The organism is Candidatus Binatia bacterium (assembly GCA_036493895.1).
GTDB lineage: Bacteria > Desulfobacterota > Binatia > UBA1149 > CAITLU01 > DATNBU01.
Genome location: DASXOZ010000070.1, coordinates 62,119 through 88,849, shown reverse-complemented (window position 1 = coordinate 88,849; position 26,731 = coordinate 62,119). Strand labels below are relative to the sequence as shown.

Sequence of the window (26,731 nt, the reverse complement as noted above, 5' to 3'; positions counted from 1 at the left end):
CCGCGCGCAGCCTCCGTCGTGCTGCGGCGACTTCGCCGCTGCCACGCAGAGCCGGCGCAGGCCCGCTGTTGCCACCGCTGCGATCCTGCGGCATCCCACAGCGCCGCCAGGACGCGACCTGCGTGCCGACCGATGCGATGATGAATCCCGATCCCCGCTTCCCCGGCGCCCTGCTGTCGCCGACCGCTTCGATCTTCGGCGACGTTGCCATTGGCGTCGGCTCGTCGGTGTGGCTCAACGCCGTCGTTCGCTGCGAGACGCAGAAAGTCCGCATCGGCCGCCTCACCAACCTGCAGGACTTCGCGATGATCCACGTCGGTTACGACCATCCGACGACGATCGGCGACTTCTGCTCGATCACCCATCACGCTACCGTTCACGGCGCCCACGTCGGCGATGCCTGCCTGATCGGCATCGGCGCCGTGCTGATGGACGGCGTCGTGCTCGGCGCCGGGTCCATCGTCGCCGGAGGCGCAGTCGCCACCGAAGGCTCGGTATTCGAGCCGGGTTCCATCGTTGCCGGAATTCCTGCCAAGGTGATCAGGCGCCGCGATGCGACGCGGGACAACCGCATGAACGCATGGCTATACCATCGCAACGCCTGCGCCTATTCGCGCGGCGAGCACAGGGCCTGGGACGGTGCGGAATTCGAGCGCTGGAAGGCGCAGCTGCTTGCCGAACTGGCCAGCGATGCCGACCTTCTTCGCCTCGAGCGCCTCTGAACTGCGCGCGCGCCGCGCCGCGCCGCGGCACAAGGGGCGTCAGGCTCTTCGCCGGCTGCGCCGCAGGCTTTCCGACGCAACGGCTGCGCCGTAACTCTCCGACGCAACGGCTGCGCCGTACCGCTCCGACGCAACGGCTGCGCCGTAACTCTCCGACGCAACGGCTGCGCCGTTGCTAGGGGAACACCACGACGGCCGATCCGGGAGTCGTCTTCTTGCCCTCGGCGTTCTCGGCCCAGATGTCGAGCTCGACGGCCTTGCGGCCGTTTTCGCTGGTTTTCCTGCGCACGACGCCCTTGCAGACGAACGGCTTGTCCGGCAGGTCCATGCCGCGGTACTGGCACGACAGCTTCTCGATGCGCCCGGCATGACCGACCCAGTTCGAGACGAGCTCGCCGAGCGCGGCGTACTTGAAGCGCCCGTGCACGATGATCGAGCCGATCTGCTTGGCCTGCGGGAACGAATAGTCGTGGTGCAGCGGGTTGAAGTCCCCGCCGCCGGCCGAGTACTTGACCAGCTGCTGCAGGGTAGGGGTCTTGCGAAGCTCGGGGATCGCGTCGCCTTCCTTGATCTCGTCGAATTTCAGCATCGCGTCCGTCTCCTCGTGCGAATTCAGTAGTAGATGACCTGCGAGGTCTGCCTGGCAGCCGTCTTGCCGGTCGCCTTGTTCGTGTACGTGGTGACGGCCGTGACGACGAGCATCTTTCCGCCGAGCGCGGCGCTCGAAGCGACCTTGACGTCGGCAAGTTTGATCTGCGCGGCCAGCGTGTCGCCTGCGCAGATCGCATCGAAGTATTCCGTCTCGGTGCCGCCGTCGAGCAGGCCTTTCAACCCGTGGTTGATCGACGGGATTCCTTCGGTGGGTCCGCTGAACGTGTCGCTGCAGCGGCCGGGCAGGAACACTGCCGTGCCGAGGTACGTCGGCGGCGCCGGCAGGCTGCGGTAGCCTGCGCGCCTGGCCGCTTCGACGTCGTAGTACACCGGGTCGGTGTAGCCGACGCCACGCGCGAACATCCGCACGCTCGTCGTCGTGACTTCGAAGTCCCACGGCGGCGACTGCTTGCCGATCTGGGCTTTCATTTCGTCGGTCAGCTCGATCTGTTCGGCCACGGAACTTTCTCCTTCTGCGTCGGGTCGCGGGGCTTGGCGGCGGCGGATTCAACCAGCACGCAGGCTGCGGCGCAAAGCACGGGGCGCGCCTCGCCGGGTGCCGCCCGACCGGCGGCAGCCGGCAACGCGGCGACAGCCGCGTAGGAAGGCGGCGGCAGGGGCGGCGGCCGGGTGGCTCCGGACTCACCGGCGGCGGGAAAGCAGCGGCATCCCGGGCCTTGGGTGGCTCTTGCCGCCGCTGCCCGGGACCGAGCCTTGCCTGGTCGCCGCCAGGGCGCCGGCCGCGCTCGCTTTTCCCGCACGATTGGATAACTGCAAGATCGTGCACCGCGCGATGCGGGCGCAAAAACCGGCTACAGCAGCAGCGGCTGCGGGAGAAACCATGGGCAGGAAAGTATTCGTCGTCGGCGTCGGCATGACCAAGTTCGAGAAGCCCGGATCGAAGGCCTGGGACTATCCCGACATGGCCAGGGAAGCGGGCACCAACGCGCTGAAGGACGCCGGCGTCTCGTTCGACGAGATCGAGCAGGTCGCCGTCGGTTACTGCTACGGCGATTCGACTGCCGGACAGCGCGCGATCTACGAGCTCGGCATCACCGGCGTGCCCATCTACAACGTCAACAACAACTGCTCGACGGGATCGACGGCGCTGTTCATGGCCAAGCAGTTCATCGAGGGCGGCCTTGCCGACTGCACGATGGCGCTCGGCTTCGAGAAGATGGAGAAGGGTTCCCTCGGCGTGAAGTTCCAGGACCGCACCAACCCGATGGACAAGCACTTCGGCGAGATGGTGCAGCTTCGCGGCTTCGCCAACGCGCCCGGGGCGCCGCAGTTCTTCGGCAATGCCGGCATCGAGCACATGGAGAAGTACGGCACGACCGCCGAGTCCTTCGCGCGCATCGGCCAGAAGAACCACAAGCACTCGGTCAACAACCCTTACTCGCAGTTCCGCGACGAGTACTCCCTCGCCGACATCCTCGCGTCGCCCACTGTCTACGGGCCGCTGACCAAGCTGCAGTGCTGCCCGACTTCCGACGGTGCGGGCGCGGCGATTCTCGCCAGCGAGGACTTCGTCAAGAAGCACGGCCTCGAGAAGACCGCCGTCGAGATCGCCGGCATGGCGATGGCGACCGATCTTCCGTCCACGTTCGACGAGCACTCGTGCATCAAGCTCGTCGGCTCCGACATGACGAAGAAGGCCGCCGAGAAGGTCTACGCGCAGTCGGGCCTGACGCCGAACGACGTGCAGGTGATCGAGCTGCACGACTGCTTCTCGTGCAACGAGCTGATCACGTACGAGGGCCTCGGCCTGTGCGAGCCCGGCAAGGGCGGAGAGCTGATCGACACGGGCGCCGTCACGTACGGCGGAAAGTGGGTGGTCAATCCGTCGGGCGGCCTGATCTCGAAGGGCCATCCCCTCGGAGCAACCGGCCTCGCCCAGTGCGCCGAGCTCAACTGGCAGCTTCGCGGCCAGGCCGACAAGCGCCAGGTGACCGGAGCGAACGTCGCGCTGCAGCACAACCTCGGTCTCGGCGGCGCTGCCGTCGTCACGATGTACCGGCGCGCAGCCTGATTCCTGCGCAGGATCGCGCCGCGCCTTGCGGTGCGGCACGATCCTGCGCAACCTTTCGATCCGCCCGGCATCGCACGGAGGCGGGCTTGCGCTCGCCGGCACCGCAGGAGGGCAACCATGGCCGAATACGACCTGAGCCGCGACGGCGACGTCTTCGTCCTCCGGATGACGAGCGGCGAGAACCGCTTCAACCCCGGCTTCATCGCGGCGATGAACCGCGCCCTCGACGAAGTCGAGAACAGCCGCGGCGCGGCGGCGCTCGTCACGGTCGGCGAGGGAAAGTTCTATTCGAACGGCCTCGACCTCGATTGGCTGAGCCAGCAGGAACATTCGGTCTCGATGCAGTTCATCGCGACGGTGCTGCATCTCTTCGCGCGCATCATTGCGCTGCCGGTCGCGACCTGCGCCGCGATGAACGGTCATGCCTTTGCCGGTGGCGCAATGCTGGCGCTTGCCCACGAGTGGCGCGTCATGCGCAGCGACCGCGGGTTTTTCTGCCTTCCCGAGCTCGACCTCGGCATGCCGCTGGTGCTCGGGATGCGCACGCTGATCCGTGAGAAGATCGGTGTCCGCGCCTACCGTGACACGGTCCTGACGGGCGGCAGGCTCGGCGCCGACGATTGCCTGCGCATTGGCATCGTCGACCAGGTGGCCGCCGAGGCCGAAGTTCTTCCCGCGGCAGTCGAAAGGCTCAGGCCGCTTGCCGGCAAGAACCGGGACGCCTGCCGCGTGCTCAAGCGCGGCCTTTACGCTGAGCTGCTTGCCGACCTGACCGGCGAAGGGTCGATCTCGGTTCCCTGACGCCGGTCCGCGCCGAAACGCCGGCCGCCCTCGGGCGCGGCGAAGCGGGGCCGCCGGAAAAGCAGCGGCGCGAAGCGGCCCCACCGGCGAAGCAGCCCCGCCGGCAAAGGTGCCCCGCGATTGCTGTTGCGCCGCGGCGCTCGCCGCATAAAAGGGCGCGCCGTGGGTATTTCCAACCAGAAGGATTCGCTCGAGCCGGGGATGCCCGCCTTCGGCCGCATCGTCGTGCTCGACGGCGCGACCGTCGACCCTGGAGACAATCCGTTCGATGAGCTGGCCGGACTCGGCGCGCTCGAGGTTCACGCGCGCACGTCGCCGTCCCTCGTGATCGAGAGGGCGCGTGGCGCCGACGTCGTGCTGACGAACAAGACGGTGCTCGATGCCGAGGCTTTCGCGGCGCTCCCGGGGCTTCGCCTCGTCAGCGTGCTCGCGACCGGCGTCAACGTCGTCGACCTCGATGCAGCGCGTGCCCACGATGTGACGGTTTGCAACGTGCCCGGCTACTCTGCCGACTCGGTGGCCCAGCACGTGTTCGCGCTGCTTGTCGACCTGGTCGGCGCGGTTGCCGAGCACGCGCGCGCAGTTCGGGAGCAGCAGTGGGCAGCGTGCAAGGATTTCTCGTTCTGGACCCGGCCTCTGGTCGAGCTCGCCGGCATGACGATGGGCATCGTCGGCCATGGACGCATCGGCGCGAGGGCGGGCGAGATCGCGCATGCGTTCGGAATGAACGTGCTCGCATACAGCCCGAGTCGCACCCGCGCCGCGAGCTACGAGGGATTTGCGTGGGCGAGCGTCGAGGAGATCTTCGCGCGCGCCGACGTCGTCAGCCTGCATTGCCCGCTGACGCCGACGAATTTTCGCTTCGTCGATGCATCGCTGCTGGCGACGATGCGCGACGGCAGCATTCTCATCAACACCGCACGCGGCGACCTCATCGACGAGGCGGCGCTGGTGGCGGCGCTCGACCGCGGCAGGCCTGCGCATGCGTCGCTGGACGTGCTGTCGAAGGAGCCGCCGCCGGCGGGTCACCCGCTGACGCTGCATCCGCGCTGCACCGTGACTCCGCACATCGCGTGGGCCACGCTGGCGGCGCGAAAGCGGCTGGTGGCGACCACCGTTGCCAACGTTCGCACGTTCGCCGCGGGCCGCCCCCAGAACGTCGTGAGCTGAAGAGGGCGTGCGAATCAGGCGCGCCGACCGCACGAGGGAGAAAGCGATGAGTGAATCCGGTCCCAGGCCCCCGAAGACCTACGATGCTTTCGTCCGCGAATTCCCCAAGCTCGGCCAGGCGTGGGATGCGATGCGCGAAGCCGAAGAGAGCGGCCCGTTCAGCGAGCGCGAGCAGCGCCTTCTCAAGCTCGCTGTGGCGATCGGCAGCGGGCATCCGGGGCCGGTGCATTCGAGCGTGCGCAAGGCGCGCGCGGCCGGCTGCAGCGGAGCGGAGATCCGGCACGTCGTCGCGCTTGCGGCGAGCACGATCGGGCTCCCCCCGGCCGTTGCTGCCTACTCGTGGGTTGTCGAGGAGCTGGAAAAGGGCGGCTCTTCGCATTCCGTGGAAAACGCGCCGCGAAAACCTTGACGGCGCGCGCGTGACCACGTACAAACGTCATTCCATGTTCCCGCTCGCCTCGATTTCGAACCTTCCGGTAACGCCCAAGCGCATGCGTTGGCATCGCGCTTTCGGCGCTTGCCTGTCGCGGTTCGCTTGAGGCACTGAGCTCACGGACCGCAACCCTTCGCCGAAGCCGGCTGAAGGGAAAGCGGTCTCCTCCTCCTCCCGCTTTCTCTCTTCAGTCCGGCTTCGGCGCGGCGACCGCGCGCGAAAGCGCGCGGGTTCGGAGAGAGACGATGCGTCAGACCCGCGCTCTAGCCGCCGCAATCCGCGCTCCCGCGCTCGATACCCGTGTGTCCGGGCGTGCCGGCTCTTCGCTGTGGACGCCTGCGTTTTCGCGTCTTCTGGCCGCCGGAAGCGCTTACGGTTTCGCGTTTTCCAGCTTTCATCTGATGCCGAAGTACCTGGCGGTCGAATTCGGCGCGACGCCGTCTCAGATCGGTGCCGTTGCCGGCGTATTCGGCCTTTCGTCGGTCCTGACCAGCATCGCGGTGGGAAGCTGCATCGACCGCGTTTCGCGCCGGCGCATGTTCGCGGCGTCCGCGCTGCTGCTGGCCGCGACGTCGCTCGGCTTCGCGATGGTGCACGCGATGGGGCCGGCGATCTACATGCTGCGTTTCGTGCAGGGAATCGCGTTCACGATGCAGATGGCGACGTTTTCTACGCTGGTGGCCGAGCTCGCTCCCGCCGAGCGCCTGGGCGAGGCCGTCGGGCTCGCGGGGAGCAGCATGCTCGTGATGAACGCGGTGGCTCCCGCCGTCGACGAGCCGCTGGCGCACGCGGTCGGCTGGTCTGCTGCGTTCGTACTGGCCGCGCTGCTGGCGATCGCTTCGGCGATTCTCGTGCTGGAGACGAACGGCGCGCGCCGCGTGCTCCATGACGACCGCGGCTCGCTGCTCCAGGTGTGGAAGCGAAGCACGACGCGCATCTACGGCGCCGTGACGCTGCTGACGGCGATCGCGTTCGCGACGATGTTCACGTTCCTGCAGCCGGCGGCGCTTGGCGCGGGGTATCGCAACGTCAGCTCGTTCTTCGTTGCCTACGCGTCAGCAGCTTGCGCCGTGCGCCTGCTCGCAGGCTGGTTGCCCGACCGCTACGGCCGCCACCGCGTCGCGGTTGCGGCGATGGTCCCGTACACGCTCGTCGTACTGTGGGTGGCCTTCGAGGGTCCGACGTCGCTCGTCGCCATCGGAGGTGTGTTCGGCCTCGCGCACGGGGTGTTTTTCCCGGCGCTGAACTCGCTGGCGCTCGAGCATACGCGCCCGAGCGAAAGGGGCCGGCTGATGACGGTGTTCGCGGGCACCTTCAACCTCGGGGCGTGGGGCGCAGCGGCCGTTCTCGGCCCGGTGATCGAGATCGCGGGCTACCCGGCGCTGTTCGGGATCGGTGCCGCATGCGCGGCGTCGTCGCTCGTGCTGCTGGCGCGCACGAAGAGCTTCACGCTTCCGGGAAGGGACCGGGCGTGACCGCAAAAGTGGGCGATGGCCTTCGGGACTTCGCCCGCGCGCCGTGGGTGGGCGATGGCCTTCTTCAGACCTTCGCCCACCCGCCGTGGGTGCGGTTCCATTCCTCGACCATGCCGGCAGCCTTGATCGCATCGGCCTCACCGAGAGGGCGGGTCTGGAACGTGATCTCGAGCAGCAGGTGGTTCGGGTCGCGGAAGTAGATCGATTTCCACAGGCCGTCGTGGTCGATGACCTGGCTCACCTCGACGCCGCGCTCGCGCAGCGTCTTCTGCCAGTCGAGCATGTCCTTTTCCGAGTCGACGCCGAAGGCGACGTGCCGCGTGAAATCCGGTGCGCCGTCCTTGTTCGGCTCGGGACGAAAACCCGGGACCTCGAAGAACGCGATGCATTCGCCGCTGCCGGTTCCGAAGAACGTGTGAATGTGCGGGTGCACTTCACGCGTGGTGCCGGCCTGGTCGGGCCGCACCGCGCCGACGAGCTTCAATCCGAGGACCTCGGTGTAGAAGCGGCAGGTCGCCGCGGTGTCAGCGGTCGGGAACGCGATGTGATTGAAGTTGCGTGCGGGCTGAAGGCTCATGGCGTCTCCTTTCCGAACGTCCGCGCACCGCAGCCGTACTCAGTCGAGCGCGCCGGCGTCATGTTCGAGCACTTTCCGGTAGTCGTCGCGGATCGCCTCGATTCTGCGGTCGAGGTCGCCGGCAGTCCAGTCGCTCGTCGGCACCGGCGGCAGCACCGTCACCGCGACGGTGGCAGGACGGATCACGATGGCGTGTTTCGGCAGCGCATCGACGGCGTTGTGGATCACGATCGGAACGACCGGGACGCCGGCCGCCATCGCGATGCGGAACGCACCTTTCTTGAAGCGACCCAGCCGGGGGCCGAGACTGCGAGTGCCTTCGGGCGCAATTGCGATCGAAAGCCCGCGGCCGAGAGCCTCGATCGCCGGCTCCAGCGCCTTGACCGCCTCGACGTGGTTGAAACGGTCGACGAAGATCGTGCCGGCCATCTCGAACAGCTGCCCGAGCACCGGCACGTTGCGGATCTCCTGCTTGCTGATGCCGACGAAATCCCTGCGCAGCAGCTTGCAGACGAGCAGCGGGTCGATTCCGCTCTGATGATTGAAGATGAAGACGGCCGGCCGTTTCGACCACAGGTGTTCTTCGCCCTGCACCGTCACGTGCACGCCGGCCAGCGCGGTGCCGAGCTCTCCCCACGTCGTGGCCGCGAGATTGACGGCCTGGCGGTAGTCGCGGTCGAGGATCGCTGCCGGAAGCCCGAGCAGGAACGACGGCAGCATGCTGCCGAGCGACAGCGAAGTGCGCACGAGGTCGGTCACGCTCGGCAGGCCGCGGCTCGAGAAGCTTCGCACGGGCCAGATTCGCTTTGCTGCAATCGACTGCAGGCGCCGCGACGGGTTGATCGGCCGCGGCTTGCCGACGATCAGCAGCAGAGGAAGGTCTTCGTCGCTGTCGGTGTAGAAATAGCTCTGGGAAAGATCGATCTCGCGCTCGCCCGCAAATCGCGTGGCCGCGTCGGCCTTGCCCGGGCCGTAGCACGCGGGTCGCAACACTTGTCCCGTGAGCTTTCCTTCCTTCACTTCGAGCTCCGTGCAGAACACGTGCTCGATGCCGAGCTCGCGAGCGACAGGCGTGACCTGCGCGCGCGTGGCCGACGAGATGACCGCGAGCGTGTGGCCGCGGGAGCGGTGCGCGTCCACCAGCGCGCGCGATTCCGGAAAAATGCTCGCGGCGATCGACGCACCGAAAAGCTTCTCGCCGATGTCCGACCATTCTTTTTCGGTGAGGCCCCGGACCATCGCGAGGCTCTCGGAGACGAACGCGGAGAAATTTTTCTGGCCGAGCTGGAACGCCGCGGCCGCCGACGCGGCGGCCGCGATCTCGGCCGGGGCGGCACGGCCGCTGGTCAGCCATTCGCGCACGAACGCGGAGGCCGAGAATCCGGCGATGAGGGTCCGGTCGAGATCGAAGAAGGCGCCGATCTGGGGTCCGGCGCTGCCTTTCTCGATCTCCCGGGTAAGGATGCCGCGGTTCAACATCGGGGCGGCGAACCATAGCACAACCTGCGGCGCGCGGGATCATCCACGCGAGCCGCGGGCAGGTCGCGTTGCGTTGCCCCCGCCGGCTGCTCTAGAAAGGCGGGCCGTGACGACGTCCTCCACCACGATCGGGGAAGCGGCCGCTCCGCCGGCTGCCGCCGCCGAGCCGGCCTGGCCGGCTACCGGCGGCCGCGTCGTCTTCCTGCTCGATGCCTGCAGCAATTTCGAGCGAAAGATGCTCGAGCGCTGGATCGCGCGCACCCGCCCGGAGGCAACGCCCGAATCGTCGGTCGAGATCGTTGCGATTCCTCCGTCGCGGCGGCGCCGCTCGCGACGGAAAACCGGAGAGCTGGCGCGCCTGGAGTCGGCGATCGCCGCCGGCGGCGATCCGCTGATGGCGCCGCTGCGCGTCGTGTGGTTCTCGCAGTTCGGTGAAGGCCTGCGCCACCTGAGCGCGCTCGACATCGTCACGATGACCGATCCGCGCGATCCCGGGCCCCTGCGCCAGCGCTGGACCGCGGCCCGGCACCCGGAACGCGCGAGGATCGTTGCCGGCGAGCCTGCGCATCTTTCGGAGCTGCGCGAGAAGTGGCGAGAGAGCGGAGGCCAGGACGTGACCGAAACGACGGGGCTGGCCGAGTTCGTCGTGCGCCGCGCGACGCTGGCGCTGGAGCGCAGCGAACGTCGCCTTCGCGGGGCGCGCTACAAGGTCCCGCGCCTGGTCGCCCAGGACATCCTGTCGCGGCCCGCGTTTCGCGGCGGCATCGCCCGCCTGGCCCGCGAGCTCGGAAAGCCCGAAGCGAAAGTCACCGAGGATGCCGCGCGCTACCTCGCGGAGATCGCCGCCACGCACGATCCGTTCGTCATCGACGTCGTCGCGTGGATGATCCGCCTTCTGTACCGGCGCGGCTACGGCGAGAACATCCACTACGACCGCGAGCGGCTCGAGCGCATCTACGCCATCGCGCAGCGCTACCCGGTGGTGTTCCTGCCGTCGCACAAGTCGAATCTCGACCATCTGGTGCTGCAGTACGCGCTGCACGAGAACGGCCATCCGCCCAACCACACGGCCGGCGGCATCAACATGAACTTCTTCCCGGTCGGCCCGCTGATGCGGCGCGCCGGGGTGTTCTTCATTCGCCGCACGTTCAAGGACAATCCGACCTACAAGTTCGTCCTGCACCACTACATCGACTACCTCATCGAGAAGCGTTTCACGCTCGAATGGTACCTCGAGGGCGGCCGGTCGCGCTCCGGCAAGCTGCTTCCGCCGCGCTTGGGTCTGCTGGCCTACGTCGTCGATGCGTGGCAACGCGGAAAGAGCGAGGACGTCGTGCTGCTGCCGGTGTCGATCGCCTACGACCAGATCCAGGACGTCGGCGAGTACGTGGCCGAGCAGAAGGGTGGAGGAAAGGAAAAAGAGAGCTTCTCGTGGTTCCTCAAGGTGGTCCGCCGCCTGAGTCGACGCTACGGCGACATCCACATCCGTTTCGGCGAGCCGGTCTCGCTTCGCGAATTCTACGGCGAGCAGGCGGCGCCCGCCGTGGGCGGCGATCCGGAAGAGGGCGGCCTGCCGCTGCAGAAGCTCGCGTTCGAGCTGAGCGTGCGCATCAACAACGCGACGCCGATCACGCCGATCTCCCTGGTCACGCTGGCGCTTCTCGGGGTCGGCGACCGCGCGGTGACGGCCGACGAGACGGCCGCGGCGCTGGCGAACCTGATCACCTACGTGCAGCGGCGAAATCTTCCGGTGACCGAGGAAGTCAACCTTCGCGTGCCGTCCGAAGTGCAGCGCGTGCTCGATCACCTCGTCGAGAACGGCGTCGTCTCGGTGTTCACCGAAGGGCCCGAGGCCGTCTACGCGATCCGGCCCGAGGAATTCCTGACGGCAGCGTACTACCGCAACACCGTCATCCATTTCTTCGTCACCGGCTCGATCGCCGAAGTCGCAATGGTCGCGGCGATGGAAGCCGACGGAGACCGTCTCGAGGCGTTCTGGAACGAAGCGCTCGCGCTGCGCGACCTGCTCAAGTTCGAGTTCTTCTTCTCGGACCGCGCGACGTTCCGCGACGAGCTGCGCACCGAGATGGCGCTGCACGAGCCGGCGTGGGAAGAGCGGATCCGCGCCGGAGGAAAGGAGATCGAGGGCTTGCTGCTGGCGATCAAGCCGTTCAACTCGCATCGCGTGCTGAGGCCGTTCCTCGAGGCGTACCGCGTTGCCGGCGACCAGCTCGCGCGGCTGCCCGCCGGCGCCAAAGTCGAGGAGGCCCGATTCGTCACCGGCTGCCTCGCGCTCGGGCGCCAGTACCAGCTCCAGCGCCGCGTGACGCGCGCCGAATCGGTCTCGAAAGTGCTGTTCCAGAACACGCTTCGCCTGGCGGCCAACCGGCGCCTGCTCGAAGGCAGCGACGGCGAGGAGCTGGTGGCACGCCGGCGCGAGTTCTCGCGCGAGATCCATCGTGCGCTCCGCCGCGTCGATGCCATCGACGTGCTTGCCGCCGGCCGGCGCACCGGCCTTCTCGGGCGCGGCGATACGGAAGCGGCTCCGTAAGCGGAGGAGACGATGAGCGGTTTTGCCTACGAGCCCCTGTCCGCGTCCGACAACACGTTCCTCGAGCTCGAGAACGGGGGCGCGCACATGCACATCGCCGCCACCTCCGTGTTCGACGCGGGATCGCTGGCCGATGCGTCCGGTGGCATCGACATCGAGCGCGTGCGTGCGTACGTCGAATCGCGGCTGCACCTGATTCCGCGCTACCGCCAGCGCCTGGCTTACGTTCCGTTCGGGCGCCTGCCGGTGTGGGTCGACGACGACCACTTCAACCTGGCTTACCACGTGCGGCACACGAGCCTTCCGCGGCCGGGCTCGATGGAACAGCTCAAGCTGCTGGCCGCACGGATCCAGTCGCAGCGAATCGACCGGGCCAAGCCGCTGTGGGAGTTCTGGGTCGTCGAGGGCCTCGAAGACGGCACTCGCTTCGCGGTAGTCCAGAAAACCCATCACTGCATGATCGACGGCATCTCCGGCGTCGACCTGATGGCCGTGCTGCTGAGCCCGTTTGCGTCGCAGAGTTTCGACCCGGGCCCGAGTTTCGTGCCGCGTCCGGCGCCGACCGCTCCTGCGCTGGTGCTGGCGGAGGCCTGGCGCAGCGTCAGCGAGCCGGTAGGAGCGCTGATGTCGCTCGGCTCCAGGCTCGGCGACCCTGCGGCCCTGGCCCGCGACGTCGTCGAGGGAGTCGAAGGCATCGCCGAAACGCTTTCGTCCACGGCCCGGCAGGCTTCGGGAACTCCGTGGAACCGCGAGATCGGCCCCCATCGCCGCTTCGACTGGCTGCGCCTGGATCTTGCCGAGATCAAGGCAGTCAAGAACGTGCTCGGCGGCACCGTCAACGACGTCGTGCTCGCGACCGTGGCCGGCGCCGTGCGCCGCTTCCTCCTTCAACGCGGAGTGGATCCCGACGAGCTCAGCATCCGCGCGAACGTTCCGGTGAGCGTGCGGCACGCCGACGAGCGCGGCAGCCTCGGAAACCGCATCGCGCTGTGGATGACGGACCTTCCGGTGGACGAGGCCGATCCGGTTTCGCGACTGGAGCGCGTGCGCATCACGACGCACCGGCTCAAGGAGTCCAAGCAGGCGCTCGGCGCTCAGGTGCTCGCGAGCGTCAGCGACATGACGACGTGGAGGCTTCTGGCCAACGCGGCGCGGCTTTCGATGCGCTCGCGACCTTTCAATCTCGTCGTGACGAACGTGCCGGGTCCGCAGCTCGAGCTGTTCCTGCTCGACGCGACGCTGCGCGAGATCTATCCGATGGTGAACCTGCTGAGGAACCAGGGGCTCGGTGTCGCGTTGTTCAGCTACGCCGGCGTGCTGCACTGGGGAGTGCTGGCCGACTGGGACCTCGTGCCGGATCTCGACGTGTTCGTCGATGCGCTGCGCCGCTCTTTCGAAGAGCTGCGCGCTGCAGCGCTGGGATCCGCGGCGAGCGCCGCGGCGCCGTCGTAAAGATTATCGCGACGCGGTCGCGGTCGCGCGCAGCAGCGTCGTCGCCGCAACGAGGTACAGCGCCGCCGCCAGGAACGACACGGTGCGAAAACCGGCCGACATCGCGATCAGCACTGCAAGGGTGGTTCCCGCTACCGAGCCGACGCCGTTGACGCCCCAGGCCCACGGCACCAGGCGGGCGTGCTCGCGCGCGATCGTCGCGATCCCGAGCGGCATGAACGTCCCGAGCACCAGCCCGATCGGCGCCTGCACGGCGATCGAGATCGCGATGCGCCACCCGATGTCCAGCTGCAGCGCGGAATCGAAAACACGGGCCAGGCCGAGCGCGTAGGCGACGATGAGGATCGCGGCAAGCGGCGCGATCCGGCGCAGCGCCGCGCGCGGCCGCGACGCCCAGGAAGTCGACGCAAGGCTACCGCACGCGGAGAACAGCAGCAGCGAGAAGATCGTGACCGACAGCGCGTACATCGGAGAGCCGAGGAACAGGACGAACTTCTGCACGAAGGAAATCTCGACGAACATGAAGCCGATCCCGAGCGCGAGGAAATAGGCAAGGTACGCCCACGCCCCCGAGGCCGGCAGGCCTTCCCGCGCTCCTAGCAGCAGCGGACCGAGCACCAGCACGACTCCGATCAGCGTCGATTGCACGACCATCAGGATCAGGACCACCTGGCCGACGAACGATCCCGGCATGATGTAGAAGATCGTGTGGTCCGGCGACAGGTTCGCCCACTTGCCGACATTGTAGAAGAACGGGTTCTCGTCGGTCGACGCTTCGACGTTGAAAATGGACGATTCGAGCGCTGCGGCGCGCTCGGTCTCATTGCCGGCAAGCAGCGCCGCCAGGGGGCCGCTCCGGCTCCCTGGGTCGTAAAGCATCGTGAATCCGTTCGCGTCGAGGAACTTCTGCAACGCCGCGATGTCACTCGCCTGGAACGGAGACTTCCTGACGAGCACGATCTCGTTCTGGCTGCCGTGCCCCGCGACCGATGCAACCGCGACCACGATGTGGCCGGCGGGATCGGCTACGCCGTTGCGCTCGAGCGCCCGGCGCCCGAGCATCGCCAGGCGCGTAACCAGCGGCGGCGCCTGTCCGGGAGTGACGAAATCCCCGATGACCGTCGAGACCATGCCGTCGGGAGACAGGTGCGCGAGGTAGTCCTGCATCGCTTCGACGGTGTAGAGGTAGCTCTCCGCGAGCACGTAGGCCCCGGCTGCCTGGGCCGCAAACGTGTCCACGGCGGTGATCTGCACCAGATCGAAGCGCTGGTCGCTCTTGTGGACGAAGTGGCGGCCCTCGCTCGCGACCAGCGTGACGTCGTCGCGATGATAGATGCCGCCGGTGAAATCGCGCAGGCGGTTCTCGAGCAGGTCGACGGTAACCGGCTGCAGCTCGGCGCCGGTCACGTGATGAGCGTGATGCTCGAGGGCATTGAAGATGTCGATGCCTCCGCCGACTCCGATCACCAGCACGTCCGGCGCATGCAGCAGGACGTACGGCGCCGTGAGAATGTGATGGTCGAGCATCTCGAAGTTGCGAGCCAGGTCTCCTCGTCCGGAAAAGATGTCGGAACCGTTCGACCCGTCGTAAGTCAGCCGCGCGACTTCCGGCAACACTCCGGTCCACGACTGGCTGAGCCCGATACCGGTCCAGAACGAACCGGTGGACGGCTGGTTCCAGCCCCAGGCATCGACGCGGCTGATCGGCGTCCAGCGATGAAAATGCTCGCTGTCCTGGTGGGTGGTGTCGGCGGAGGTATCGACGGGGCCGAGGTTCTTCGATGATGCGATGGTGATCGGCAGCCTCTCACCGAGAGTCCCCGAGCAGGCCAGCACCACGCACGCGGTCGCAGCCAGCCATGCGCCGCGGCGGCGACTGCCGCCGCTCCACAGCAGCGCCGCCGCCGACATCAGCAGCAGGGCCGACGAAGAGAGAATGAGGCCGGGAACGCCGACGAGCGAGATCAGCGGCGTCACGCAAGCGCAGCCGATCGCTGCGCCCGCCAGGTCGCAGAAGTACAGACGTCCCATCCGCGACGGCCACGCCGAAAACGGCGCTCCCACCGCGAAGCCCGCAAGAACGAACGGCGTCGAGACGATCCCGTAGTAACAGAACAGGCTGAACGAGAACTGCCACGGCTTGAGAAAAAGGTTCTGCGTCTCGATCGGGAATTGCGCCAGGAACGAGATGCCCGCGACGATGAACACCGACGCTGCCAGCAGCGCACCGACCAGCAGCCGCTGCCCGTGGCGCGCGAGCAGATTCGGAAAGGCCGCGAGGATCGCCCCGGAGGAGCCGAAGCCGAGCAGCGCCATGCTGATCGTCAGGTACGCCAGGTGGTACCAGATCGTGTAGGAGAAGAAGCGCGTCAGCGAGATTTCGAGGATCAGCAGCGCCGCCGAGGTCAGCAGCAGCGAGACCTGCACGCCGGCGTGGGGCTCGGGTCCCCATCCCGCGACCTCGAGCCCCGAAGCTCCGCTGTCGGCGCCGGCAGCGTCCTTCGTCAGGCTCTCGTTCATGGTCATGTTCGGGCGGAAGGCGAGGCTTACCGCAGGTCGCCGTTCGACTCAAGGTCGAAGCCCGCTCGACCAACGCGGCGAGCGTGCGGTTCCTGTTCGGGCGCGCTGCACGCGCGCCCCTGTTCGAGCGCGCTGCGCCCGACTGTGTGGGTTGCTTTACGCGGCGGCTGGGGTCGCCTCGCTGTAGAACTGATGGCACCAGGTGCGGAAGACGCCGATCGGGCCGTCGCCGTCGCACAGCACCGGCCTTTCCAGGAACGCCTTGTTCTCCCAGATCGGGATGTCTTCGCGCATCTGCTTGTCGATGTCGGCGATCAGCGCCTTGCCGACCCCGCGCGTCGTCCTTTCGTCGCCGAGGCTCTTGACGCTGAACGAAAAGCGCACGTCGACGTACTCTCCGTCGATCGGCGTCACCGACGTGACGAGCGACGTCTCGACGATGCCGCGGAACGTCACCTGCCCGAAACCGAAGCCCCAGGACTTCGACTCGATGCTGCCGTCGATCTCGCCTGCCGGCGTGCCCATCTTCATCTGCGACAGCACGTGCAGGCACGGACCGTCGGTCGTCGCCTGGCTCTGCGGAACCGTCAGGGTGCCGTGGACGTAACGGAAGTGGGCCTGGTCCACCGAGTTCTCGGCCATGTCCTGGTTGTGCGTGCGGATCTTCCAGCGACGCTTGACGTACGGGGTCCAGCCGTCGAGGCCGTACTGCGGCACGACGGGAACTTCCCAGTCGGGAGCTTTTCCGCCGGCGTGATGCCACAGCATCACCAGCCCGTTCTTCTCGGCGACGGGGTGCGCGCGAAGCTTTGCGGACGGCGGAATGCGCTTTCCGTACGGTATCTCGAAACACTTTCCGCTGCCGTCGTAATGCCAGCCGTGGAACGGGCACTGGATGTTGTTGCCGTCGACCTTGCCGCCGTAGCCGAGGTGGGCACCGAGGTGAGGACAGAACGCGTCGAACACGCGCGCCGCACCGTCTTCGCCGCGGTACAGCACGTAATCGCGCCCGAAGTAGTGCAGGGGCTCGGCCTTGCCGGTTTCCAGCTCGTCGCTGTAGGCCACCTGGAACCAGCCGTTCGGATAGGGCGTCATCGGGTAGCGGGTGGACGTGTTCATCGCGTGCTTCTCCGTTCGAGTGTCGACGACCTCGCCGACGCAGTGCGGGGCAGGGCGTTTGTGTCGTGCCCACGCCGCATCAGCGGGCTCCGTTGCTTTGCGCAGCGCGCGTCAACAAGGAGGTGGCCGTGCCCATTCGTTCGATCACTTCGTTCTGGCTCATCAGCCCGCCGGCCCAGCCGATCAGGCACGAGAACCACATGTGCTGCAGCAGGATCGCCACGGACAGCTCGTCTTCGCTTGCGGCAAGACGTGGCGGATGTGCGCCGTTGCCCGCGGGCACGGCGACGGGCTCGGCATGCATAGCCGCCAGGATCATCGCGCTCATGCGCGAATGGAACGCGGCCACTTTTTCCGCGAGTTCGTGGTCGCCGGAGGCCGCTGCGCGAAGGATCGCGCGAGCGAGGCGGGGGCGCCGCATCAGCCCCTTGGTCGCGACGCGAAAGAACGCGTCGACGCGCGCCAGAGGTGTGTCTCCGACCATCGGCCTGGCCTGGATGCGCGCCTCGAGGCCTTCGACTTCGGAGGTGAGCGCGGCGATCAGCATGTCTTCCTTGCTGCGGAAGTAGCGATAGAGGGTGCCGAGCGCGACGTCGGCCTCGGCAGCCACGTCGCGGAGGCGCACGGCTTCGAAACCGCCTTTTTCGGCAAGGTCGATCGCGGTGTCGACGATGCGCCGCGCCCTCGGGTTCACGGGCGAAATTAGAACATGTTCCACTTGCTCACACCAGCGGCCGGTTCTCGCCTGCCGGGGCGCCTGACGGGCACTTGAGGCACGCTGCGGCAATGCGGGCGGGCCGCTGCCGCGGCGGCACGCCGGTTTGCAGCGGGGCCGGTTGACTGGCCGCTGCCCCGGACGAAGAAGCGACGGAGTGGGTGACGATCGCGAAAGCTCGGAAGCCGCCGGCTGCTTCGGCTGCGGCTCGGCCAACTCGCGCGGTCTCGGGCTCGTGTTCCGGCGCGGCCGCGGCGAGGAAAGCGTCGAGGCGACGACCGTGCTCGACGATACCTTCGCCGGCTACGACGGCCTCGCGCACGGCGGCATCGTCTCGACGCTTCTCGACGAAGCAATGGGGTGGGCGATCCTCGAGCTTGCTGGGCGCTACGCGGTGACGCGCTCGCTGAGCGTCGATTTCCGAAGGCCTGTCCGCATCGACCAGCAGCTGCGCGTGCATGCGCGCATCGCCGGTGAGGAGACCGACGGTGCACTTCGCGTCGAAGCCTCGATCGTCGATGCGCGCGAGCGCCTTCTGGCAAGCGCCGTCGGCATCTGGGTTCCCATCCGGCGCAGCCGCGTGCGCCGGCCGAAGACCGCCGCCGCCGTGTCATGACTGCAGCTGCCGGCGATCCTCGCATCCTTCTCTTCCTCGGCGACGCGTCCGTCGTCGATCCTATGGTTCACGCCGCGGTGCGCGAGAAGCTCGGCGGCGATTCGCTAGCCGTCGACTTCGAAACGTTCCGGTTCGGGGAACACCCGATCGCGGGAATCGAAGCGTCCCTGCGGCAAGTCGGGATGTTTTCGCCTCATCGCTGCATCTGGCTGCGCGGCTTCGTCGAATCGCGTCGGAGCGCAGCGGCATCCCCGTCGCGCGCCGGGAAGGAAGACGAGGACCAGGACGACGAGATCGACGAGGGTGCCGACGAAGGCGACGCGGACAACGCGGCCGAGCTTCTCGAGCTTGTCGAGCACGGCGTTCCGGCCGGTGCGACGCTCGTCGTCACTGCCGCGACGCTGGACGCGCGTGGCAGGCTCTACAAGTGGTTCGCCAAGAACGCCGACGTTCGCGACCGCCGCATGAAGCTCGAGTTCAAGGGAGCCCGGCGCGGGCGCCTTTCGGAGTCCGATCTGCGCCGTGCGGCGCAGGGCAAGCTCCAGGAGCTCGGCGTTGCACGCATCGAAGGCGGCGCTCTCGACGAGATCGTGCGCCGAAGCGGAAACCTCGTCGGCGAGATGCTTCAGGAGATCCAGCGAGTGGTGCTCGCGCAGGCCGACCCCTCGCAGCTGTCGGCGGCAGGGGTGCGCAGCTCGATGCGCGACCTTTCGGTCGGCTGGGTGTTCGATCTCACCGAGGCAGTCGGAAAGCGTGACCTCGCTGCCGCCGAGCAACTCATCGCAAGATTGCTGTCCGAGGGCGAGCCGCCGATCAAGCTCGTCGCGCTGCTTGCCGTTCACATAGCCGGCCTCGTCACTGCGCGTCCCATCGTCGATCGATTGCCTCGCGGAGCACTGCGAATGCGGGGGGACGAGTTTCTTGCCGGGCCCGGCGCTTCTCTTCCGGAGCCGCTTCGCGGGTGGCCCGGGTATTTCCGGCTGCTGGCCGCTTCGCGTTTCCACCAGGACGAGCTGCTGCGGCTCCACGGCGAGGTGCGCCGCCTCGATGCCGCCCTCAAGAGCTCTTCGATCGACCCTCTGCTGCTGTTCTCGCGCCTGCTGCAGGGCGCCTGCATTGCGAGAGCCTGCGCACCCCGCGCAGTCTGAGCTTTCACCGGCCATTTTTGTCCGAAACGCCCGGTTCCGTTGAACGCCGGAAGGCGTGTGCTAGCCTCGATGGTCTGCGCGCGCGTTCGGAAACGCCCGCGCAGACAGGAACGGCTCCCCTTCACAGAAGAGAGGGTCGGCTTGTGGGTTGTGGAGGTGGTGGATGGAAACGGTTCGAGCGGGACTCTCCCGCGATCCTTTTGCGCGCGATGCCGATCTCGACGACGCGTGCCTGCCGAACACGCTGGGCTCGATTCTCTCGGAGCTGCAGTCCGGACTTCGCGCACCTCAAGGTGTCAGCGTGCTCGTCGGTGCGCCCGGCAGCGGCAAGTCGATGGCTGCCAGCGCCTTCGCGCGGCGCCTTTCACGGACGGCCGACACCGTTCTTCTCGAGCATCCGACTTCGTCTGCGTCGGCGGTCGCGCGCGATGCACTGAAATCGCTCAGCGGTGACGCTTCGGGCGCCGACGACAAGGACTGGATCGGTGCGCTGCGCGAGCACGTGCGCGGCCGCGCGCGCGACGGCGTTGCCTCGGTGATCGTCGTCGACGATGCGTCGCGACTGTCGCCGCAGGCACTCGAAGACCTCGCCGCGCTGTTCGACGACGACGAGCCGATTCGCCTGTACGTGTTCCTGTTCGGGCGTCCCCGCCTTCTCGAACGCATGCGGGCCGGAGGCGGTCGCGCGCTCGGCGAGCATCTCCTGCAGATCTGCCGCATCGATCCCCTCGCGCTTCGCGAGAGCGTCCGTTACCTCGAGCGAAGGCTGGCGATGTGCGGCGGCGAGCTGGCAACGCTGTTCAGCGACGAGGCGATCGACGAGATCGTGATCAAGTCGCAGGGGTGCCTGGTGCGGCTGGAGACGCTGGCGGCCGAGTCGCTGCGCAGGAGCGGAGCACGCGGCCAGCGCCGTGTCGCGGCCGAAGACGTCGCGATGGTCCATTGCCACGCGGTGGCGGAAGAGGAGGACGAGGAAATCATGGCAAAGAACCAGCAGCCGCTGCGCTTCGAGCTCGCGGCCGACATCGAAGAAGAAGAACGCTGGAGCGCCGGCGACGAAGAGGAGGTTGGGGGCTGGGACCACCGCGACAAGATCGCCGTCGCAGCAGGCGACGAAGACTGGCAGGCCCACCACGAAGAAGACGATGAATGGGAAGCGGACGACGCGGAGGCAGAAGAAGAAGTGCTCGCGGCGCCCGCACGCGGTCTGTCGTGGACCAGGAGTGCTCCTGCCGCGGACGCTCTCGGCGTCGATCTCACGCGCGGAGAGGAGGCAGTCTTCGGCCGCGCCGGCGGCGCAACCAATCCGCGGCGCCGCCGCCTGATCGGACGCACGGTGCTCAGCGTTGCCGCGTGCGGCGCTCTCGTCTGGGCCGCCAACCGCGTTCCGGGGGCGCCGAGTGACGCCCACCACGGCCGCGATGCCCAGCTCTTTGCCGGCGCGCTGACCAGCGATCCTTCCCAGATCATGCGCCTGGCGAAAAATGCCGAGGCGGCCGACGCCGATGCGCATGTCGCGCTCTGGAGGGCCCAGCCGCCGCGGCCGGCGACGGTCGAGGTGGCAAGGGTTGCGCAGCAGCCTGACCAGGTTGCGATGCCGAATCCGCCTTCGCACCCGCCGCTCGTTGCGGCCAGCTCGCGCGCCGATCAGGTCGTCGGTCCTTTCCTGCCGGCGCCGGCAGCCCACGACGCGCCTTCTCACCCGCGTCAAGCCGCGGAGGGCGGTCCGACGCGCGCCGCGGCCAGGGCCGAGAGTGCCATCACGGAGGTTCCGGTTTCGCGCGGAACCAACCCGACAAAGTCGACGCCGGCCCACGTCGCCGCGCCCGTCTACACGGTGCAGCTCGGTGCGTTCAAGACCCGCCGCAACGCCGAAGACCTCGCGACGAAAATCCACGGCAAGCCGACGCACATCGTCGAGGAAGGCGGGCTCTTCCGGGTGATGAGCGGATCGTTTGCCAACCGCCAGGAGGCCGCGCTGCACGAGGCTACGCTGAAGCGCGCCGGCTACACGACCTTCGTGCGTACCGCCGCATTCTGACGCGGCGGCGGCCGCGGCCGGGGCGGGGAAGGCCCCGGCCGCGTTACTGCGGACAGGTTCGCACGCGCCGGTACGGACGTGTGCGGGCCTGCCCGCTCGGTACCAATTCACTCCCGAAATGATTTATCAAGAAAAGCGGCAGGTTGCCGCTTTTTTGTCAGGTGTTGGACGACATTGTCCTGCGATGGTCCGTCGCTTGCTCCTCTGACGGCTGAAACCAGATCGAAGGGGAGTCACGATGATCATCGACGAAAAAAGCTTTCTCGACCTTGCCGTTCACCTGCGCCACGCCTCGGAGAATCTCGTCGTGGCGGCCCGCCGCCTGTCGCGTCTTTGCGACCCGGCCTGCAAGGTCGGCGACGACCGCCGCGAGCTCGTCTCGACGCTGGATTCCCTCGTGACGATGAACCGCGAGTTCCATTCGGCCGAACAGTTGATCCGCGCCCTGTGGGACGCGAACCACGAAACCGGCGCCCGCATCAACTGAGTGTGCCGGCCGCCGGCCGGGCAGAGCCCGGTCCCGGCCTGGCCCGGACGGCGCCGCGTGCCCGGCAGCGACGCGGCACCGGGCCGCGAGCTGGAGCTTGCCGATTTTGCGGTTCAGAGCTCGCGTGCGACGAGCTGCTCGACGAGAGCGCGCACGCCGTCGCGATACTTGGAGGCGGGCAGGGTGTCGACGACTGCCGCAGCTTCGCGCGCATGGACGACGGCCTTCTCGCGTACCCGATCCAGGATTCCCGAGCGACGAATCTCACCGAGTGCTGCCTCGATGACCGAAGGCGCCACGCGCTCCTCGAGGAAGGCGCGGTGCACCGACGGCAACTCGAGTCCCCAGACCACCGGAAGCGAAGGATTGCCGTCGATGAGGTCTGTGCCGACGCGCTTGCCGATCTTGGACGGATCGCCCTCGACGTCGAGCACGTCGTCGATCATCTGGAACGCCATGCCGACCTCGCGCCCGCACCGCGCCATCTCTTCGACGCGCTCCGGGCTGAAGCCCGACAAGTGCCCCGCAAGGCGGGTGCCGACGGCGAACAGCGACGCGGTCTTGCGCGAGATGATCTCGAGGTAGTCCGCCTCGGTGACCGCGGCGTTGCGCCGGAAGCGCCCCTGCATGATCTCGCCCTCGGTCAGCTCGACGCAGGCTTCGGCGGCCCAGTTGACCACCTTCTCCTCGAAGCGCCCGGCCATCTGGAACGCGCGCGAAAACAGGAAGTCGCCGGTGACGAGCGTGTCGGCGATGCCGAAACGCACCGGCGCTGCGTCCTTGCCACGGCGCACGTCGTTCGAATCGATGATGTCGTCGTGCAGCAGCGTCGCGGTATGGATCAGCTCGAGGGAAACCGACAGGTCGACCATCGGGCTTACGTCGCTACCGCCGCAGGCACGGAAGAGCAGCAGCGCGACCGCGGGGCGAACGCGCTTGCCGCCGGCGTTGATCAGGTAGTCGGAAATCTCGGTCAGCCGGCTTTCGCGAGCGGCGATCATCTGCGCGATGCGCTCTTCGACCCGGACGAGATCCTCGTCGATCAGGCGAAGGGGCCCAGGCAGGCCGGCAACGGAGACGACAGACTCGGAAGACACGGCGCCGGGCTTGGACCACAACCGGCCGGGAAAGCGAAACGACCCCGGATTGTGCAACGGCGGTGCTTTACTAGCCCTCAGGCCCGTGCCAGCATTCCCGAACTTTGCTCGAAGGCGCCCGCGACGCGCGCGCCAGTCAGGAGAGACGTGGTATGGCCACGATGATCACAGAAGAATGCATCAACTGCGGAGCCTGCGAGCCCGAGTGCCCGAACACCGCCATCTATGAGGGCGGCGTGCAGTGGGAGTCTCCGGACGGCTCGATGCACGACGCGATCACGGAGGACATCTACTACATCGTCCCCCAGAAATGCACCGAGTGCGTCGGCTTCTTCGACCAGGAGCAATGCGCTGCGGTATGCCCGGTGGACTGCTGCGTACCGAACCCGGAAATTCCCGAGACCGAGGACGTGCTGCTCGCCCGCGCGAAGACCCTGCACGCCGACGTCCAGATTCCCGAACCGCCTCCGTCCCGTTTCCGCCGCTGAGGCCGGAAGGGCCGCGCACGGCCGATGACAGCCGAAGTCCGCAGGGCGCTGCAACTCGGCGCCGGCATCGGCCTGTCCGGCCTGTTCCTGTGGCTCGCGCTGCGCGGCGAGGACTGGGGACGCATCCGCAGCGAGCTTGCGGGCGCGGACTACCGCTTCCTTGCGCTGATGGTGCCGATGGGCGTGTACACGCTGTACGCGCGCTGCCAGCGCTGGCGCATCCTGCTCGAAAAAACGCATAACCGCCGCATCCCGATGATGCCGATCTTCTCGGCTTCGGCGATCGGGTTCATGGCCAACATGGTGCTGCCGTTTCGCGTCGGCGAGATCGCACGGCCGTGGCTGGTCGCGCGCGGCGCGGGTCTTGCGCCGGCCAGCACGTTCGCGACGGTGGTCGTCGAGCGGGTGCTCGACATGATGGCGCTGGCATTGTTCGTCGTCGGCATCGTCATGACCCTGGACGTGCCGCCGGTCGTGCATCATTCGGCCGAGGCCGCTGCCGCGATCGCGATGCTGTCGTTCGCCGCCGTTCTCGCGGTCGTCGTGCGGCGCGAGACGGTGCTGCCGAAGCTCGATCCGCTGTGGGACCGCATTCCCCGCATCGGTGCTTCGCTGCGCCTTCTCGAGCACGAGTTCGTCGACGGCATGGCGCCGATTGCCGAGCCTGTGACGCTCGTGATCCTGTTCGCATGGTCGCTGTGGATCTGGCTGCTGATCGCGCTCTCGTATTCGGTTGCATTCCAGGCGCTGGGAATCGACCTGCCATTCCTCAGCGGCGGCATCACGGTGTCGACGATCGTCGCGCTTGCCGTGGCGTTTCCGTCGGCGCCGGCCTTCGTCGGGTCCTTCGAATACGGGTGCAAGCTGGCGCTCGAGCAGGTGCTCGGGGTTGCCGGCGGCGTCGCGGTCGGGTACGCGATCCTCGTGCACACGACCCAGTTCCTGACCCAGGTGGCGCTCGGCATCGTGTTCCTGCTTCGGGAGGGACTTTCGCTGCGCGATCTGGCAGGCATGGGCGAATCGGTACGCGAGGTGGCCTGATGGATCTCCTGTCTCGCAAGCGCGTTCTTCTCGGCATCGGCGGCGGTATCGCGGCTTACAAGTGCCCGGAGCTCGTGCGCCGCCTTCTGGCCGAAGGCGCCGAAGTGCAGGTGGCGATGACGAAGTCCGCGCGCGAGTTCGTCTCGCCGCTGGTGCTGCAGACGCTGTCGCAGCGCGCCGTCGCGCTCGACCTTCTCGATGTCCGCGACGACGCGGCCATCGGCCACATCCGCATCGCCGAGGAGGCCGACGTCGTGCTGGTTGCACCGGCCACCGCCAACCTCGTCTCGCGCATGGCCTGCGCCATGGCCGACGACATTGTCACTGCGGCGCTGCTGGTTGCGCGCTGTCCCGTCGTCGTCGCGCCGTCGATGAACACGAACATGCTCGCGCACCCGGCCGTGCAGAAGAACCTGGCGACGCTGGCCTCGTTCGGCCACCGCATCGTCGAAAGCGACAGCGGCGCGCTTGCCTGCGGCTACGAGGGGGCGGGCCGCCTTCCCGATCCGGATGCGCTCGTCGCGGAAGTCGCGGCGGCGCTGTCACCGGACGACCTTTGCGGCAGGAGCGTTCTCGTTTCGGCGGGACCGACGCGGGAGCCTCTCGATCCGGTTCGCTACCTGACCAATCGCTCGAGCGGGCGCATGGGTTATGCCGTCGCCTCGGCCGCGTGGCGGCGAGGCGCCAGGGTGACTCTCGTCTCCGGACCGACGGCGCTGGCTGCCCCGCGCGGAGTCGAGCGCGTCAACGTCTCGACCGCGGCCGAAATGCGCGAAGCGATGCTCGTGCGTGCGCCGTCGTCCGACATCGTCGTGATGGTCGCCGCGGTAGCGGACTACCGTCCCGCCGAGTGCGCCGACCACAAGATCAAGAAGCAGGACGGCCGAGCGATGGTCATCCCGCTGGCCGAGAACGAGGACATCCTGGCCGCGCTCGGCGGCCTGCCGGGCAAGCGGGTGCTCGTCGGCTTTGCCGCCGAGACCGAAAACGTGCTCGAGCACGCAAGAGGAAAGCTCGAGCGAAAGCGCGCGCACCTGATCGTCGGCAACGACGTCACGCGTGTGGGTGCCGGGTTCGAGACGGAGACGAACGCCGCGGTGCTCGTCGATGCCACGGGCCAGAAGGCGACCGGTCTGGTCAGCAAGGACAAGCTTGCCTGCATGATCCTCGATCGTGCGATCGAGCTTGCCGCCGCGTCGTGAGCCCGCTCGATCCTCTCATTGCCCGCCAGGCAAAGGCCTGGCTGGAACGGGAAATCGGGCTCGGGCTCGACGTCGTTCCGCGCGCGCCTGCGGGACCGCGTGCACGGGCCGGCGATGCGTTGCAATCGCCCGTCACGCGAGCCCCTTCACCTGCCGAAGCGCCGTCGCGCGCAGCAGAGGCTCCGCTTCCAGGCGAAGCGGCAAGTTTCGTCGCAGCGTCTTCGCCATCTCCCGGAAGCAGCCTGTCCGAAGTTCTCGTCGAGCCCGCGATCCGCGAGGCTTCGAGCTTGCCGGCTCTGCGCGAAGTGCTCGGCGACTGCCGGCGCTGCAAGCTCTGCCGCGGAAGAACGAACATCGTGTTCGGCGTCGGCAATCCGTCGGCGAGCCTGATGTTCGTCGGCGAAGGTCCCGGCGAGGACGAGGACCGTCTCGGCGAGCCGTTCGTCGGCAAGGCCGGCGCGCTTCTCGACAGCATCATCACCAACGCGATGGGCCTTTCGCGCTCGGACGTGTACATCGCGAACGTCGTCAAGTGCCGGCCGCCGAACAACCGCGATCCGGAGCCGGACGAGATCGTCGCGTGCGAGCCGTTCCTGCGCCGCCAGGTCGAGCTGGTTTCGCCGCAGGTGATCGTCTCGCTAGGCAAGTTCGCGACCCAGGCGCTGCTCGGCGATCGCACGCCGATCTCCAAGAGGCGAGGGCGCTGGCACGAATTCAATGGCGTGCCGCTGATGCCGACCTTCCATCCGGCCTACCTGCTGCGAAACCCGGCCGACAAGCGCCTGGTCTGGGAAGACATCAAGCTGGTGATGGCCCGCCTCGGCCTCGTGCGCCCCTCCCGCTAGGAGCCACACCCGGACGGCCGCCGAGGGGGGCCGCTGACTCGACCTCGCGCGCCGGCATGGGATAGAACC

At 67.7% G+C, this 26,731-nt stretch carries 24 protein-coding genes; 16 read left to right on the top strand and 8 right to left on the bottom strand.

The features are described from left to right. Positions 1-122 precede the first annotated feature (122 nt). Positions 123-722 carry a gamma carbonic anhydrase family protein gene (locus tag VGK20_15730; GenBank protein ID HEY2775491.1) on the top strand — a complete coding sequence of 200 codons (600 nt, stop codon included), beginning with the start codon at positions 123-125 and terminating at the stop codon, positions 720-722. Between the two features lie 175 nt (positions 723-897). Here the strand turns inward: VGK20_15730 and VGK20_15725 are convergent, their stop codons facing one another. After that, complete coding sequence (locus VGK20_15725; GenBank protein HEY2775490.1) at positions 898-1,311, bottom strand: MaoC/PaaZ C-terminal domain-containing protein; 414 nt, start codon at positions 1,309-1,311, stop codon at positions 898-900. A gap of 23 nt (positions 1,312-1,334) precedes the next feature. After that, entirely contained in the window at positions 1,335-1,832 is a 498-nt protein-coding gene (locus VGK20_15720; GenBank protein ID HEY2775489.1) for a MaoC family dehydratase N-terminal domain-containing protein, read from the bottom strand. A 382-nt stretch (positions 1,833-2,214) separates the two neighbouring features. Between VGK20_15720 and VGK20_15715 the strand changes: the two genes are divergently transcribed. From VGK20_15715 to VGK20_15695, 5 genes are all read left to right on the top strand, one after another. Continuing rightward, a complete protein-coding gene (locus VGK20_15715) occupies positions 2,215-3,405 on the top strand; it encodes a lipid-transfer protein (GenBank protein HEY2775488.1) in 1,191 nt (396 codons plus the stop codon). 117 nt (positions 3,406-3,522) lie between these two features. Then, positions 3,523-4,206 carry an enoyl-CoA hydratase-related protein gene (locus tag VGK20_15710; protein ID HEY2775487.1) on the top strand — a complete coding sequence of 228 codons (684 nt, stop codon included), beginning with the start codon at positions 3,523-3,525 and terminating at the stop codon, positions 4,204-4,206. 162 nt (positions 4,207-4,368) lie between these two features. Further along, the gene (locus VGK20_15705) at positions 4,369-5,376 is read left to right on the top strand and encodes a D-2-hydroxyacid dehydrogenase (protein HEY2775486.1); all 1,008 of its coding nucleotides are present in this window, start codon (positions 4,369-4,371) and stop codon (positions 5,374-5,376) included. A 46-nt stretch (positions 5,377-5,422) separates the two neighbouring features. Further along, positions 5,423-5,785, top strand: coding sequence for a carboxymuconolactone decarboxylase family protein (locus VGK20_15700; protein HEY2775485.1), 363 nt, complete (start codon positions 5,423-5,425; stop codon positions 5,783-5,785). A gap of 269 nt (positions 5,786-6,054) precedes the next feature. Next, entirely contained in the window at positions 6,055-7,284 is a 1,230-nt protein-coding gene (locus VGK20_15695; protein HEY2775484.1) for an MFS transporter, read from the top strand. A 64-nt stretch (positions 7,285-7,348) separates the two neighbouring features. On the opposite strand, the gene VGK20_15690 is transcribed toward VGK20_15695, so the two are convergent. Next, positions 7,349-7,861, bottom strand: coding sequence for a VOC family protein (locus tag VGK20_15690; GenBank protein HEY2775483.1), 513 nt, complete (start codon positions 7,859-7,861; stop codon positions 7,349-7,351). 39 nt (positions 7,862-7,900) lie between these two features. Continuing rightward, positions 7,901-9,340, bottom strand: coding sequence for an HAD-IB family hydrolase (locus tag VGK20_15685; GenBank protein HEY2775482.1), 1,440 nt, complete (start codon positions 9,338-9,340; stop codon positions 7,901-7,903). Between the two features lie 106 nt (positions 9,341-9,446). On the opposite strand from VGK20_15685, the gene VGK20_15680 reads away from it, so the two are divergent. Both VGK20_15680 and VGK20_15675 read left to right on the top strand, forming a co-directional pair. Next, on the top strand, positions 9,447-11,891 hold the full coding sequence (locus VGK20_15680) for a glycerol-3-phosphate 1-O-acyltransferase (protein ID HEY2775481.1): 2,445 nt from the start codon (positions 9,447-9,449) through the stop codon (positions 11,889-11,891). 12 nt (positions 11,892-11,903) lie between these two features. Then, positions 11,904-13,343 carry a wax ester/triacylglycerol synthase family O-acyltransferase gene (locus VGK20_15675; GenBank protein ID HEY2775480.1) on the top strand — a complete coding sequence of 480 codons (1,440 nt, stop codon included), beginning with the start codon at positions 11,904-11,906 and terminating at the stop codon, positions 13,341-13,343. Positions 13,344-13,346: 3 nt separating this feature from the next. On the opposite strand, the gene VGK20_15670 is transcribed toward VGK20_15675, so the two are convergent. From VGK20_15670 to VGK20_15660, 3 genes are all read right to left on the bottom strand, one after another. Next, positions 13,347-15,863, bottom strand: coding sequence for a hypothetical protein (locus VGK20_15670; GenBank protein ID HEY2775479.1), 2,517 nt, complete (start codon positions 15,861-15,863; stop codon positions 13,347-13,349). Positions 15,864-16,019: 156 nt separating this feature from the next. After that, a complete protein-coding gene (locus tag VGK20_15665) occupies positions 16,020-16,982 on the bottom strand; it encodes a Rieske 2Fe-2S domain-containing protein (GenBank protein ID HEY2775478.1) in 963 nt (320 codons plus the stop codon). Between the two features lie 79 nt (positions 16,983-17,061). Beyond that, complete coding sequence (locus VGK20_15660; GenBank protein ID HEY2775477.1) at positions 17,062-17,676, bottom strand: helix-turn-helix domain-containing protein; 615 nt, start codon at positions 17,674-17,676, stop codon at positions 17,062-17,064. Positions 17,677-17,854: 178 nt separating this feature from the next. Here VGK20_15660 and VGK20_15655 point away from each other — a divergent pair, with 178 nt between their 5' ends. From VGK20_15655 to VGK20_15640, 4 genes are all read left to right on the top strand, one after another. Beyond that, positions 17,855-18,313: a PaaI family thioesterase gene (locus VGK20_15655; GenBank protein ID HEY2775476.1), complete on the top strand. Its 459-nt coding sequence runs from the start codon at positions 17,855-17,857 to the stop codon at positions 18,311-18,313. Further along, complete coding sequence (locus VGK20_15650; protein HEY2775475.1) at positions 18,310-19,461, top strand: hypothetical protein; 1,152 nt, start codon at positions 18,310-18,312, stop codon at positions 19,459-19,461. The genes VGK20_15655 and VGK20_15650 overlap by 4 nt, the downstream gene beginning before the upstream one ends. A gap of 163 nt (positions 19,462-19,624) precedes the next feature. Beyond that, on the top strand, positions 19,625-21,502 hold the full coding sequence (locus VGK20_15645) for an AAA family ATPase (GenBank protein HEY2775474.1): 1,878 nt from the start codon (positions 19,625-19,627) through the stop codon (positions 21,500-21,502). 238 nt (positions 21,503-21,740) lie between these two features. Beyond that, on the top strand, positions 21,741-21,989 hold the full coding sequence (locus VGK20_15640; protein HEY2775473.1) for a hypothetical protein: 249 nt from the start codon (positions 21,741-21,743) through the stop codon (positions 21,987-21,989). Between the two features lie 113 nt (positions 21,990-22,102). Here VGK20_15640 and VGK20_15635 read toward each other — a convergent pair whose 3' ends face one another. Further along, on the bottom strand, positions 22,103-23,086 hold the full coding sequence (locus VGK20_15635) for a polyprenyl synthetase family protein (protein ID HEY2775472.1): 984 nt from the start codon (positions 23,084-23,086) through the stop codon (positions 22,103-22,105). A 152-nt stretch (positions 23,087-23,238) separates the two neighbouring features. Between VGK20_15635 and VGK20_15630 the strand changes: the two genes are divergently transcribed. The 4 genes from VGK20_15630 to VGK20_15615 are packed head-to-tail and all read left to right on the top strand — an operon-like array spanning position 23,239 to position 26,662. Then, complete coding sequence (locus tag VGK20_15630; protein ID HEY2775471.1) at positions 23,239-23,574, top strand: YfhL family 4Fe-4S dicluster ferredoxin; 336 nt, start codon at positions 23,239-23,241, stop codon at positions 23,572-23,574. A 24-nt stretch (positions 23,575-23,598) separates the two neighbouring features. Further along, positions 23,599-24,615 (top strand): lysylphosphatidylglycerol synthase transmembrane domain-containing protein, encoded by a 1,017-nt coding sequence (locus VGK20_15625; GenBank protein HEY2775470.1) that lies wholly within the window; start codon positions 23,599-23,601, stop codon positions 24,613-24,615. Beyond that, positions 24,615-25,817 carry a bifunctional phosphopantothenoylcysteine decarboxylase/phosphopantothenate--cysteine ligase CoaBC gene (gene coaBC / locus VGK20_15620; protein ID HEY2775469.1) on the top strand — a complete coding sequence of 401 codons (1,203 nt, stop codon included), beginning with the start codon at positions 24,615-24,617 and terminating at the stop codon, positions 25,815-25,817. Before VGK20_15625 ends, coaBC begins: the two co-directional genes overlap by 1 nt. Then, a complete protein-coding gene (locus VGK20_15615) occupies positions 25,814-26,662 on the top strand; it encodes a uracil-DNA glycosylase (protein HEY2775468.1) in 849 nt (282 codons plus the stop codon). Before coaBC ends, VGK20_15615 begins: the two co-directional genes overlap by 4 nt. Positions 26,663-26,731: the final 69 nt, after the last annotated feature.